General features: G+C 52.4%; 10 protein-coding genes and 1 pseudogene. 4 read left to right on the top strand and 7 right to left on the bottom strand.

The features are described from left to right. Positions 1–4: 4 nt before the first annotated feature. The 3 genes from J4E63_RS08790 (at position 5) to J4E63_RS08780 (ending at position 6,807) form a co-directional block, all read left to right on the top strand. Positions 5–5,341, top strand: a complete 5,337-nt coding sequence (locus J4E63_RS08790) for an RHS repeat-associated core domain-containing protein (RefSeq protein WP_207281675.1) — start codon at positions 5–7, stop codon at positions 5,339–5,341. Positions 5,342–5,343: 2 nt separating this feature from the next. Continuing rightward, positions 5,344–5,643 carry a hypothetical protein gene (locus J4E63_RS08785; RefSeq protein WP_207281674.1) on the top strand — a complete coding sequence of 100 codons (300 nt, stop codon included), beginning with the start codon at positions 5,344–5,346 and terminating at the stop codon, positions 5,641–5,643. 240 nt (positions 5,644–5,883) lie between these two features. Next, the gene (locus J4E63_RS08780) at positions 5,884–6,807 is read left to right on the top strand and encodes a putative phage abortive infection protein (protein ID WP_207281673.1); all 924 of its coding nucleotides are present in this window, start codon (positions 5,884–5,886) and stop codon (positions 6,805–6,807) included. 206 nt (positions 6,808–7,013) lie between these two features. On the opposite strand, the pseudogene J4E63_RS08775 reads toward J4E63_RS08780, so the two are convergent. From J4E63_RS08775 to J4E63_RS08750, 6 genes and pseudogenes are all read right to left on the bottom strand, one after another. After that, positions 7,014–8,024: pseudogene (locus J4E63_RS08775) on the bottom strand (DUF4113 domain-containing protein); the annotation flags it as partial. A 41-nt stretch (positions 8,025–8,065) separates the two neighbouring features. Continuing rightward, positions 8,066–8,647 carry a hypothetical protein gene (locus J4E63_RS08770; RefSeq protein WP_207281672.1) on the bottom strand — a complete coding sequence of 194 codons (582 nt, stop codon included), beginning with the start codon at positions 8,645–8,647 and terminating at the stop codon, positions 8,066–8,068. 36 nt (positions 8,648–8,683) lie between these two features. Beyond that, a complete protein-coding gene (locus J4E63_RS08765) occupies positions 8,684–9,466 on the bottom strand; it encodes a hypothetical protein (RefSeq protein WP_207281671.1) in 783 nt (260 codons plus the stop codon). A gap of 117 nt (positions 9,467–9,583) precedes the next feature. Then, positions 9,584–10,015 (bottom strand): hypothetical protein, encoded by a 432-nt coding sequence (locus J4E63_RS08760; protein WP_207281670.1) that lies wholly within the window; start codon positions 10,013–10,015, stop codon positions 9,584–9,586. Between the two features lie 4 nt (positions 10,016–10,019). Further along, entirely contained in the window at positions 10,020–10,727 is a 708-nt protein-coding gene (locus J4E63_RS08755) for an RES family NAD+ phosphorylase (RefSeq protein WP_207281669.1), read from the bottom strand. Next, on the bottom strand, positions 10,720–11,394 hold the full coding sequence (locus tag J4E63_RS08750; RefSeq protein ID WP_207281668.1) for a hypothetical protein: 675 nt from the start codon (positions 11,392–11,394) through the stop codon (positions 10,720–10,722). The genes J4E63_RS08755 and J4E63_RS08750 overlap by 8 nt, the downstream gene beginning before the upstream one ends. A gap of 249 nt (positions 11,395–11,643) precedes the next feature. Between J4E63_RS08750 and J4E63_RS30830 the strand changes: the two genes are divergently transcribed. Beyond that, positions 11,644–12,009: a hypothetical protein gene (locus J4E63_RS30830; protein WP_259333636.1), complete on the top strand. Its 366-nt coding sequence runs from the start codon at positions 11,644–11,646 to the stop codon at positions 12,007–12,009. A 473-nt stretch (positions 12,010–12,482) separates the two neighbouring features. Here J4E63_RS30830 and J4E63_RS08745 read toward each other — a convergent pair whose 3' ends face one another. After that, positions 12,483–12,932, bottom strand: coding sequence for a hypothetical protein (locus tag J4E63_RS08745; RefSeq protein WP_207281667.1), 450 nt, complete (start codon positions 12,930–12,932; stop codon positions 12,483–12,485). Between the last annotated feature and the right edge of the window lie 116 nt (positions 12,933–13,048).

Here is a 13,048-nt window from a genome sequence, read left to right as displayed (position 1 = left end):
CACCATGAAAGGGAATTACTCCGGTTGTGGTGCATTCTCTAAAACCAAGATCTGGTTACGGCAGATGACACATTGCTCGTTACTGCTGATTGCCTGGCTTGCGCTAAGCATGATGAATTCCCAAGCGAGCGCCGCTTCGGCAATTGGCGGCGCTGCTGGTAGCGTGCCTACGCGTCACGCAGGTGAAGACGCTACGTTGTTGCCTGATGGACGTTGGTTGCTCAGCGGAGGTTCGGAAAAAGGCGTGACACTCGCGACATTGACCGTGGTTGATCCAGTGACAAACACTGAAACGCTGTTCCCGGGCAACCTGAATACCCCACGCCAGGACCATACGGCCACCTTGTTACCCGATGGAACGGTACTCATCGTTGGCGGTGTGGGAGCAGAGGGCAGCCCCCTTAGCCAGGCCGAGCGCATCAACATCGAGAAGCAGCAGACCCAACTTGTTACCGGTGCGGCTTTTACGCCCCGCTCCCGGCATACGGCTACCCTTTTGCTCGATGGACACGTTCTGTTAGTCGCAGGCTTGTCGCCTCAAAAAACGGCGGTGACTAGCGCCGAACTGTGGGATCCACGTACGGGGACGGTGAATACGCTACCGGTTAGCTTATCGACTGCCCGCTATGGGCATACCGCGCAAACCTTGCCTTCCGGTTCCATCTTGATCCAGGGCGGCAAAGACCAAAGTGACAAACCAGTGGCGGGTAGCGAGCTTTATGACCCCGCCGGGCAAAAATTCTCCTCACTGGAGGAGAACCAATCAGGCTTGCCAGCGACGTCAACCTCCCTGCAGGGTCCTCCAGAAACGCAAGCCAGTCTGCCTGCGGCTAATGCTAACGCTGTCGGTCTCAACAGCTGGATCAGCCTGCATTTTTCCAAGCCGATGACGGTGACGTCACTGAACAGCAACACTGTGACGGTGATAGGCCCGACCGGTCAAATTACCGGCAGAGTAACGCCTGTAGAAAACGGGCAAGCGGTGTTTTTTGTCCCGACGCAGGAGCTATTACCCGATACGCATTACAGTGTGTTTGTCAGCGGCGCCACAGATGCGAGCGGCACTCAACTTACACTGGCGGGGTACACCTTTACTACGCAGGCCCTGACCGCCAACACTGCGCCAACCAGCACCACCCCCTCTAGCGCTGTTGATGACCAAACCAAGCCGCTGGCCCCACTTGCCGACTCTGAGATGGTTAACGCCGGCCCTGAGGACTGGGTCCCCGGTCCTGAGCATTTAACCGGTGACTGGCGCACCAAACGTCCACCTTCTCCTTTGCAGGACCTCCCCCCTTTACAAGCCCCTTTGGGAGTCACGGCACTGGCGGGCCAGGTGCTGTTGATGAATGGAAAGGCAGCTGTAGGTGTGAAATTAAAGATGGGAGAACAAAGCGCCGTTACCGACGCTACTGGTCGCTTTCTCCTGAGTGGTATCGGTACCGGAAATCAAACGCTCAGAATCGATGGCTCTGGTGCCAACAAACCAGGTCGTCAATATGGATTTTTTGATGATTTGGTCGTCATCTTTGAGAATGGCAAAACCCAGTCCCTGCAATACACCATTTGGCTGCCCCGTACCGACACACAACACGCGGTAAGCCTGCCATCCCCCACTACAAAAGAGGTGACCGTCACAACACCTCATATTCCAGGGCTGGCGTTGCATATCCCTAAAGGAACCGTCATCCGAGATACCAACGGCGCCGTTGTCAGCTCCGTCAGCATTACCCCCATCCCAGTTGACCGCACACCGTTTCCGCTTCCTACGCACGGCATCCCGGTGTATTTCACCATTCAGCCAGGCAGCGCAAATCTGCAAGCCATCGATCCAAGCAGTTTTAAGGCTGCACAGATCATTTACCCCAACTACAACAGCCGCCCGGCCGGCTCCGCGATGGACTTCTGGACTTACGACCCCGTCTATAAAGGTTGGTATGTCTATGGTGAGGGGCTTGTCTCACAAAATGGAAAACAAGTTATTCCGGGAGATGGGGTTGGCGTTTATGAGTTCACTGGAGCCATGGTCAGTGTGCCGTCTCTAGCGCCCGCAAAGAATCCAACGGCCGGTGGAGGCAACCAATTGCTGGGGGTTGCTTCGAGTGACAAGGCCGAGCCAGTGGATACGTCCACGGGCTTGTTCACATACCCGCACACCGACCTGGTTGTCGCCGATACCCTTCCACTGATCTTAACTCGCACCTACCTTTCCGAGGACACTCGGTCACGAGCCTTCGGCATCGGTACCAATCACGTCTATGACATTTTCATGGTCGGCGATACCAGCCCTTGGACCTATCAGGATCTGATTCTTTCAAACGGTGAACGCATTCACTTCAACCGGACTTCGTCGGGTACCAGTTACGGGGATGCTGTGTACCAACACAATGGGTCACCCTCGGATCGATTCCAGGGGGCAACCATCTCATGGGTCGGCGGCACATGGCCGTGGCTGCTCAAGCTCAAAGATGGCTCAAAAATGTGGTTCCCGGACGCAGAGAACAACACTCGTCTGCAAAATGCAGCGATGACCCAAGCCATGGATCGATTTGGTAACACGGTCACACTGACACGAGACTCCCTTAACAACTTGCAGCGAGTGACATCCCCCAATGGGCACTGGATAAGTTTCACCTATGACTCCAGCGACCGCATTACGCAGGCCAGTGACAACATGGGCCGCACAGTCAGCTATACCTACGACAGCAACGGAAATCTTTGGAAGGTCACTGACGCCAATGGAGGCGTAGAAACCTATACCTATGACAGCTCACACCAGATGCTGACCATCACACGACCCAACGGCAATGTACTGCTGAGCAACAGTTACGATGCCAATGGCCGGGTCTCACAACAAATTCTTGGACCTGGGAGTTCCGTTGCAGGCACCTACCAATTTGCGTACACCCTCAGTGGCAGCCAAGTGACCCAGACGGACGTAACAGATCCCCGCGGTAATATCGAACGCTTGGCATTCAATGGAGCAGGCTACGTCACAACGAACACCTATGGCCTGGGTCAACCCGAACAACAAAGCTATAGCCTCCAACGTAACGCCACCACCAATTTGGTGACCTCCGTCACTGATGCCTTGGGTCGAGTGACTGGTTATGCATACGATGGATTGGGCAATCTCACCAGCGTGACCCGGCTGCAAGGGACCTCGCAGGCAGTGACGCAGAGCTATACCTACGACTCCACCTTCAATCAACTCACCAGCTATACCGATGGACTCAGCCATACCACTAACTACGGCTACGATAGTTTGGGGCGTCTGACGCAAATTACCGACCCCTTGGGCAATACTGTGAAATTCACATCAGATAGCCAAGGGCGCTTGACGCAGATCACCGACCCCATCGGAGCGAACACGACCCTGAGCTATTCTCTTGGAGACCTTGCGAGCGTTACCGACCCACTAGGGCGAACCACCAGCTACTTCACCGACAACGTAGGGCGCGTCATGGCAATAACTGACGCCGTGGGGCGTCGTACCATGACGGAATATGACCCACTGGACCGTAAAATCAAGGTTACGGATCCGTTAGGAAGCGTGACCAACTTTGCTTATGACACGAACAGTAATCTCCTGAGTGTCACTGACGCTAAGAACGGAGTGCATGCGTACACCTACGACGCTCGCGATCGCCGAGTGTCTTACACCGACCCACTGAACGCGACGCAAAGCTACGGCCTCGACGGCCTGGATAATGTGACACAGTGGACCGCCCGCAATGGCGTGATCGCCAGCTACACCTATGATGCCTTGAATCGGCGCACGCAATCGGCCTTCGGGCAAACCTTGATCGGCAGTGGTCCTTCTTTGACAGCTCCAGATGCCACCGTTGGCTACACCTTCGACGGTGGTAACCGCCTGACGCAGATTGTGGACACGCAGGGAGGCACGATCACCCGCGGGTACGATGATCTGGATCGCCTGCTCAGCGAAGCAACAACGCAAGGCACCGTCTCCTACACCTACAATGCTGCTGATCGTCGTACCAGCATGACTGTCACGGGCCAGCCCTCGGTGAACTACACCTATGACGTCGGCAATCGTCTGACCAATCTGAGCAACGGCAGTCAAAGCGCGGCCTTCACTTATGATGCGGACAACCGTCGTGCCACTTTGACCCTGCCCAACGGGGTGACCGTCAGTTACGGTTACGATAATGCCGGCCAGTTGGTCAGCCTCAGTTACGCCAAGGGCGGCGCCAACCTCGGCAATTTGAGCTATGGCTACGATAATGCTGGCCAACGGGTACAGCTTGGCGGCAGCTTGGCCCGCACCACCCTCCCCGATGCTGTGAGCACCACCAGCTACAACGCGGCTAACCAATTGACGGCATGGAGCGGCGCCTCCTTGCTGTATGACGCCAATGGCAACATGACCAGTGATGGCAGCAATACCTACACTTGGGATTCACGTCAGCGCCTGAGTACGCTTACAGGTACCACGTCTGGTAGCTTTAGCTATGATGCGGCCAACAGACGTGGCCAAAAGACGATTGCCGGCCAAACCACCAGCTATGTTTTCGACGGCCTCAACTTGGTGCAAGAACTGACCGGTACTGTCACCCCGACGGTTCAGACAAATTTCCTCACGGGCGGTTTGGACGAAGTGTTCAGCCGTACCGAGGCCAGTGGCAGCACCTACACCTATCTGACTGATGCACTGGGATCAATCCAAGCACTTTCTGACAGCAGCGGTTCATCCACTACCCAATACACGTACGGCCCTTACGGCCATACCAGCACCAGTGGCTCCGCCAGTGCTAACAGTCTGCAGTACACGGGGCGGGAAAATGATGGCTCCGGTCTCTACTATTACCGTGCGCGGTATTACTCCCCTAGCTTTGGACGATTTATTTCGGAGGATCCAATAGAACTTGCGGGCGGCATCAACATATTTATCTATGCATTAGGAAATCCCGCCTCACTCACCGACCCACTAGGTCTAGATACATATGTCACAAATCGAGACCTATCTGTTGTTGGCACTTCCGCACGCTCTTGGTCAAACCCGGCTACGCATACATTCACATTTACCACCAATCACGACGGCTCTGTTGAATCCACGTACAGCTGGGGCAACTCTGCCAACTTGGAGGGCTGGAACCTTAACCAACCAGAAGATATAAGTGCGGCAGAGCAGTCATTAAAAAATGGCGAGGCAAAAAAAGTCGGCCCCGCCTTTATGGACCCATACTACCGCATCGCCTTCGACAAATTAAACATTCCAGCAAACAACCACAGCAACGGAATAATACTCAACAACTGCAAAAGCGAAACAGCCAACCTAAACAATCTGGCTTGGAAATTATTCTCAGGAGCCAAATAAAAATGACAACCATAAAAAAAAGCATCATTGCATCGATTATAATTATAGCTACAGCCACCACACTTATAAGTACACTTTATACAATTGCGATCCCCATCATCGCACCAAATTATAAAACATACGACATCCTAGTCATCGGGATCATATTTTCCGCAACAGCTGGCGGATACGTTGGCCATAAAACTTTTGCAGATGAAGCATTCTTTATTAAAATCGGCTTTGGCATATGCTACGCCCTAGCAGTAGCCATTTCCGCTCTACTATTATCATTATTTATCATACTTAATATACGCGGAGCATAACCTAATAAAACCCATAAACTTATTTACAGAAAATTTTTCCTCCCACCCTCTACTTCACAGCTCAAAAATCATAATAAAAATTAAAATACCACGATACGAGCAACGACCCTTGACCGCACTCCAAGTCTCCTTTTTCTTTTGACCATCAATCCAGCAATAGAGTAAATTAATTCATCCTGGTCGCTTAAGCTGCCTAAAACCGGCATTCAATATGCTTGTAATGCCCAAGAGGAATGAGGCATGAGTTTAGAACAAAAATTTGAAACCTTGACACCTGCGCGCCTGTTCAAATGGTTAGCATGGATACTAGCCTTCGCGACAGGAGTTGTGGGAATGGTCTTTGCCTTTTATCTTATGGAGTTTAATGATGGCTTTAGCAGTCAGAACGCCGACTGGGGAACATTTGGCGACTTTATAGGCGGCACGCTTAACCCGCTGCTAAGCTTCCTTGGATTAATTGCCCTGCTACTAACCATTGTCCTACAAAGCAAAGAGCTCGAATCAACGAGAAAAGAACTAGAGCGCTCAGCGTTAGCACAGGAAAAATCTGAATCTTCGCTAAGAGAGCAATCGAAAACACAAATAAAACAACAATTCGAAGACACTTTTTTTTCTTTGCTAGACCAACACAATAAAGCACTGGAGAAAATATCAGCACCAACAGGCAAATGGACCAATGGAAGGTCGGATATTGATATTGTCAGGGAAACTGTGTTTGATCGATCAGTTTCAAATTTAGCAGAAGCCAAACATGCCCTTGAAGAGAAAAATGGCTTATGTGGCCACTATTTTAGAGTTCTATATCAAATTTTAAAATTTATATCAATGAATGTACCTGACAGCCAGATAGGCTTCAACTTCAATGAAGGCACAATTAAACACTGCAAGCTCGCAAATAACGAAAAAATGTATAGCAACATTCTCAGATCCTTCTTGAACTATGACGCAACTCAACTTCTAGCTATATACTGCTATTGCACTGGACCTCAAGACACTTACTGGAATTTCAAATTGCTCATAGAACGCTACGCTTTTTTAGAGCATATGCCCTTCGTTATTGACAGCAAAATCAATAATCTACTACAAGACACCGAGCTATTTTACGACCAAGCAGCATTTGGCCATAGTCAATTCAAGAACGTACACAACGTAGCGCAATGTTAATTAAAGCATTGGGTTACATCAGAACAACACTTATGCAAATTTGGATTATGGAACTTAATGAGAAGTTCAAATCTTTCGCTCGGTTCATAGGTCTGGCTAGTGCCCCGAGCTAGCTGCAGTCCCGTGGACTGCTTCTGACCGACAGCTGCCGATCGCGCCATCGTAACCCAGGAACCGTTACCTGCCTCCTGTACGCTCGCAATTTGCTACTGACAATGAACCCGCCATAGCTGATCCAGCTTAGTGGTACAGCTCTGACTCATCATCTCCCGCCGCATTCCCCAATCAGGGTCGCCAGGCACGCTCGCAGAGCGCAGCGTCCTTCTGCCCCATCGCCATTAATCTGATCCAACACAGGCATCAACTTCGCCGCATCAGCAGGCTGCGACGTGGCAAACAGATCATCGGTGTACTCCCCCGCCTGGCAGAGGTTCATCAGCAACACCTCAGCCTTGCTGTATTTGAAGCTAGGCCGAAGAACCCTATCCAAGGCATCCACTGCCGCTTTCGTCAAAAGACGCACGTCGTCAGTCGGATACGGCAGCTCAATCAATATCCCGTTGGCGTACTTCGCCTCCTCCGGGTTGAACATGCCGGTACGGAGCTGACCCGAACCTTCTTGCAAAGCGACTTCTGCGCCCTGAGCTTTTCCGAAGCTCGCATCATGTAGGTGGCTACCGCCTCCTTGATAGGCGCCAACTCGGTGAGCCGCTTGCCGAACATCCGACTACAGCAGATTTCCTGCTTGGGCGGATCCGGCTCATCCAACTCCAGACACGGCGTCCCCGCCAGTTCACGAGCCGTCTTCTCGATCATCACACTGAGTTTCTTACGCAGCGTCCATGGATTGGCCTTGGCCAAATCCATTGCCGTCTTGATGCCCATCCCCTCCAGGTGCAGCTTCATCTTGCGTCCCACACCCCACACTTCAGAGACGTCGGTATTGCGCAGCACCCAATCGCGCTTGAACGAATCGCAGATGTCGACCACCCCACCCGTCTGTCCCTGCAAACGCTTGGCCGTGTGGTTAGCCAGCTTTGCCAAAGTCTTGGTATGAGCAATGCCCCCCAACCGGAATACCGGTGCAGCGCAGCACGTGGCTGCGGATCTTGCGGCCGAGAGCATCCAGCCCCTCAAATACCCGTCAGATCTGCAAAAGCCTCATCAATGCTGTACACCTCAACCGCGGGCACCATCGATTCAAGGAGGGTCATCACGGCCCAGATCATCACATTGGACGTCAGCCGGAAAACTGACATCACTTCGTCCAGACGAGTCGATAGGTTTTTTTTTCAGTTGCCTTGTCGTGATAGGGTTCTTCTCCTGGGATCTCGCGTGTTCGCACGCAAAGGCTCCCGTCGCACTCTTCAATTTCCACGCCTCCACCCAGTCGCTTCAACTCTGCGATGTTGTGCTCAAGCGTCGCTATCTCTTGTTTCCTCTTAGCAATTTCATCTGTGCTGGGCACTGCGAAAAAAAACAACAGCGCTAGAGGCAAGACCACGCCAAGATGAATCGCTACGATGGTGAGCCAGAATCGACGCTTAAGACTGTCACTGGCCGCCTGGTATTTTCGTGCAGCATTAAGCGCTGCGACGTCAGCCTCTTCGAACTTGCTGACTAGTAGCTTGGCCGCTTGGGATGCAACTGACTCAGCAATCTGCGCAGTGGAAGCTCTCAGCGCCGTTGGTACCTGCTGCAGACTTTGCTCGACTCGCCTCTCCAAATCCGCTAGACGCGTAATCGCTTGCTCGGCAGCCTTTCTGTCCTTCTCTGCGGCGCCCATTATGCCCTTGGCGGCAACGGCCATCGCTCGCAGGCTTAGATCATTTTCGTTCAAGTCTTCCTCCATTCCCATCACATAGCTCCATTCCCATCACATAGTATGTTCAGGGCCATCGCGGCGCTTTCGGGGATATTCTTTGCTTCGCTCCAGCGAAGGAATAGATCGCTCGAACTCCGAACCCCGCATTTCTAGTTCCAACCATTCCCGATGCGGCATGCTCAAGTCACAGATGTCCCGCAGCTGAGCAAAATGCATTGCACCACCGGCGCCCATAACCAAGAGCACGCCACCTGCGTCTACCGGATCGCCGTCTTGTATATTGCGTAGAAACCGCAGATATATTTCCGAACGCTGCCGCGATACCGGGTCGAGCTCGCGGGTGGCCTCCAACGCAGTTTGCTCTACCAATCGCTCAAGACGTCCCGCAGTCAATCCCAGACATTCGGTATCGAAAGCGTCAAGGTATGGAACGACCCGGGATATCAAAGGAGTTTCAGTGTCGCTGGTGTCAACCTCGACGTACCAATGCAGGCCTCTCGACGTTTCGACCAAAGCGCGATTCTCACCTGATAAGGCTGCCATGAGTAATCGATGCCTTATCCGTTCCTTTGAAAGCTTGGCGCCCTTCATCTTGAACTCGATCAGTCGCACGACACCTGGAAAGCTTAACAATACGTCTGCCAGCTCCCTGTCCGCGGGAGTCTGCTGTAGCAAGTTGACCACGCTCGGGAGCAAGGTATTGGCGTCCAAACATGACCGCACCGCGAATCCAAGACCGTATAGGAAATTTCCTATCACGACGTTTTCATAGAGTTTTTTTACTCGGTTCTGTTTGTTTCGATCCCGAACCTCGCTCTCATCCTGTTGATCCAACTGGCCTCCTTAATTTCTGAATTCACGTCGTGTGGAAGCCGTATATGAGCATTCCATATCGTTAGTGACCGCGTGGGTCGTTTCCATTTTATCCATGTACGTTTGTACTAGAGCGTCTCAGCATGAAAGCCTGACTTTGCCTCCGAATCGATAGGCGCCGCTTTTTTCTTTCACCCTTTCGATTGCCCGTGCCTCGTCCCGGGTCGTGGTAGGCGTTATGAGAATATGACACTTCTCTTCCAGATAGCATTGCCGGCCAGCCTCGCTCTGCAAGTCATAACCCAGGACCTGCCCTGAGAAGAAAAGATGCTTGGCGAGGATCGACTGCTTGCTTACAACGTCAGAGGGGTTACTCCATTCACCTCCATCCTTGAGCTTCAAGCGAGACTGCCTCGACTGTCGGTGCTGTATAAGCCTTTTACGAAGATTAACGCTGATGCCCACCTTCAGAAGCTCGCCCTGATCAGTGACGATCTCATAAAGACCAGGGGCCGTAGGCACGGCCGCTTCGATCTCAGAGAAACGAATCACAGGACACTGTTCGACCATTTGTTCAGTTTTTCCCTGCAATGACGGCGACACCAATCCGATCTGCCAGATCGAGCACCGCGTCGTAGACAATAGGATCGTCTACCAGGCTGCGCGAAACACCCTGTGGACGAAGCGAACCTCCGGGAATACGGTCACCAAAAAGAACCACAGCTCGTGCAGAATCGTCTTGCCTGGATACCCAATACAAACCTTGCGCATCCGGGCATTGGCGATGGATCGCTTCGGCCCATTTGCGCGTCGCCGGGTACTGATCCTTCTCAGTGTCGGTCAACTGCTTACGGGTGATGCCCAATTTGCGCAGGGGAACGCTGGACAGATCGACCAATTGCAGCGGTTGATCGATCTGGACAGCGGAGTGCACCTGTCCAGCTAGCTTTCCTTTATCGAAACTCTTGAAGCCTGGCGTATGTGGAACATCGTGAAAGACGGTCTCCATCAAGGCACACTCTATTGTCGTACCACCATATAACGTTGGAATCGCCTGCCCTTGATCATTCTGGATCGGGCTGAAGCGTGCATTGCCCTGCACGCCTGGATTGAATTGATCTGGCTGGTATTTGTCGTGGTGCACGCGATGGAGCACCTCGCCTTTAGCCATTTCAGTGAACGTGACGTGCAGCGTAGCCTCAGGCGCCGGAGTCGCGGATGCCGCCGAATCATCCGACGGCGGAGCCTCACGTTCACTGCCCTTAGCACTGCGCTTAGCCATGGGCGATGCCTTGAATCTCGTCCAGTGCCGCGTCGATCACTCGGTCAGGCGCCGATGCCAATAGGTCTTGGGGCTTTTTGCCGCCCAAAAAACTGTTGTCTGAACGGAACCAGTAAGCCATACCCCAGCTGTCCTTGTGCCCCTCGAAAACCTCAATGACTTTGGCCAGCGCCTTCAACGGCCGGTAGCTTGCATCCGGGTCCAGACCGTAACCGGGGAAATAGTCGACCCCACCATGATTGATAGCGAAGATCTGACCTTGCTTTTTCCACTTGTTGGGCTGGGCGCTGGGGTTTCGGGTACTTAACTGCGCCACTTGTGCAATGTCGGCTGCGGTTAGCCAGTCGCCACTCTCCAAGACCGCCTTGCGAGCTTGGACCAGCATCGCCGCCTCCTTGAGCAAACGGGGCGAAGGCGGCTTACGCGTAACAAAGACTTCGGCCAATCGTTCCAGGGAATTCAAGTCTTGTCGCTCCTGCAAAACCTCATACATCGAGGACGCCACATTTGCGAAATTCTCAGCCAATGCTTCAAAAACGTTGGGTTTGATGTGATCGAAAGACACGACCAACACTCGATCCGCATGCGAGCGGCTCAGGCGGGCCCGTACCTCTTTGGGCGTGCCGACCAAAGTGGAAACGCCCGATTGGTCTAAAACGACGCTCATGGAAATCACCCTGCAGGGTTATTTAGGTTATCCAATTATAGCATATCTTCTGTAACCCTGAGCCTTATCATTTGGTAGACTCAAAAGACTCGCTTGGAAGGAAAGTAAACGACCAGTGAACCCAACTGCCTATATAGCTAGGACCCTCGCACCATTGATAGCCAAGGCATTGCCTTGATGAGGCGCGACAAAAAGGCCTAGGATCGCCGAAGGCTGGAATGAAAGTCTCACCTAAGGACGCGAGGTCATATGGAAATCCCCTTTTCTAAAATCAGTGAGCGTTTGAATAATCGCCGATTTGCCGTAGCGAACAACTCCCACGGGGTATCCGGTGCGGGCACAGTGTTTCACTACCACATCGAGGGAGAATCCATTTCGAGTACATACCAAGGCGGCCGGATTAGCATCGGTCATCAGGTTGGACGCGTGACGGGGCCAGATACCATTGAGCTTCTGTTTCATTGCCTAACTACAGAAGGCAAAATTCTTGCTGGCTGGTCTCGTGGCACGATAGGTGCTGATCACGAGGGGCGTACCACTCTTACCTTTGTATGGGGTTGGTTGTCGGGGGCGACCGGGGGTGGGGAGTCTAGCTATATCGAGCTCGCCGCATAACGGCTAAGAATGTCGAGCGGCCTGAGACCGGCCACACACCCAGCGATCATCCGGGCGGCGCGGAGTCTCTACGAGGTGGACCCATTCTATTCAGAGGGGCTGATCAGGAAGCAAGAGCTGTTAGGCAGACGCTTACCTCTGATCGTCGCTCGAGTCGATTGATAAGAGAAACCCTTGGCCCCAATAAACAAAAAACCCGGCACGAAGGCCGGGTTACCCACACTTCTCCAAAACGCAGCCCCCAAATGAGAGGGATGGAGGGCTGACAGAAGAATACGGGCCGAGATTATTGCCAAATGGAGACCTCCTCTGCAATAAAAACCGGCCATCCATGATGAATATCACCGTTTGCGTGCCCTCAAGATGCTCGCTCTCACCGCACCAAGCTGACCGGCAATAGGCTGCGCAAAAAGGGGGCTAAACATACGTCAATCATCGAGACTCTCTACAAGAAAATCCATTATTTCCTTGAACTATTTCGCGTTCGGGTTGGTCATATTTAGGATTGCTCGTATAGCTTCATCAGACGGTGCCCCTGCGATATTAGATAAAAACCACCGTCCTTTTACTTCTCGAAAGGTAATCCACAACCCAACTACCACCCCGTCATCTCGCTCGATCAAATATGAGCGATTATCAAATATCTCGCCCTTTATTTCTTTAATGCCGCGATGCACCTTGTAAGTTTTTTGCCCCCCCAGCCAATTGGTATATGCCGCTTCGCTCTTCTCTAGCAGCTCCGTTTCTTGTTTTACCCATGGAGCGAAATGCCCGGAAAATATTTTCGGCCAGCATCCGCCGGAAAACTCGGACTCGATGCACTTCACGTAGGAGCTTTCAAAAGCATCCTTATCTACAACCGGCTCACCTGCATAGCTGAGCGATGAAAACATAGCAACACCGCAAAAAAGTATTTTCTTCATAGTCCCTCTCACGCCTCAAAAACTCATATCAAACCTTTTTACAGAATACAAGCAAAACCGAGTCTGCACCGTCCATCGCAATGCAACATGCTAACTACTCTTCTATCGGTACAACT

Origin of the sequence: Pseudomonas sp. FW300-N2F2 (assembly GCF_017351655.1) — a bacterium.
GTDB classification, from domain to species: domain Bacteria; phylum Pseudomonadota; class Gammaproteobacteria; order Pseudomonadales; family Pseudomonadaceae; genus Aquipseudomonas; species Aquipseudomonas fluorescens_AA.
The sequence above is the reverse complement of the archived record's forward strand: the minus strand, read 5'-3'. Positions and strand labels throughout refer to the sequence as shown.

Excerpts from the sequence above, each read along its gene's own strand:
- J4E63_RS08790 (WP_207281675.1), top strand. The coding sequence starts at position 5 with ATGAAAGGGAATTACTCCGGTTGTGGTGCATTCTCTAAAACCAAGATC.
- J4E63_RS08785 (WP_207281674.1), top strand. The coding sequence starts at position 5,344 with ATGACAACCATAAAAAAAAGCATCATTGCATCGATTATAATTATAGCT.
- J4E63_RS08780 (WP_207281673.1), top strand. The coding sequence starts at position 5,884 with ATGAGTTTAGAACAAAAATTTGAAACCTTGACACCTGCGCGCCTGTTC.
- J4E63_RS08760 (WP_207281670.1), bottom strand. The coding sequence starts at position 10,015 with ATGGTCGAACAGTGTCCTGTGATTCGTTTCTCTGAGATCGAAGCGGCC.
- J4E63_RS08755 (WP_207281669.1), bottom strand. The coding sequence starts at position 10,727 with ATGGCTAAGCGCAGTGCTAAGGGCAGTGAACGTGAGGCTCCGCCGTCG.
- J4E63_RS08750 (WP_207281668.1), bottom strand. The coding sequence starts at position 11,394 with ATGAGCGTCGTTTTAGACCAATCGGGCGTTTCCACTTTGGTCGGCACG.
- J4E63_RS30830 (WP_259333636.1), top strand. The coding sequence starts at position 11,644 with ATGGAAATCCCCTTTTCTAAAATCAGTGAGCGTTTGAATAATCGCCGA.
- J4E63_RS08745 (WP_207281667.1), bottom strand. The coding sequence starts at position 12,932 with ATGAAGAAAATACTTTTTTGCGGTGTTGCTATGTTTTCATCGCTCAGC.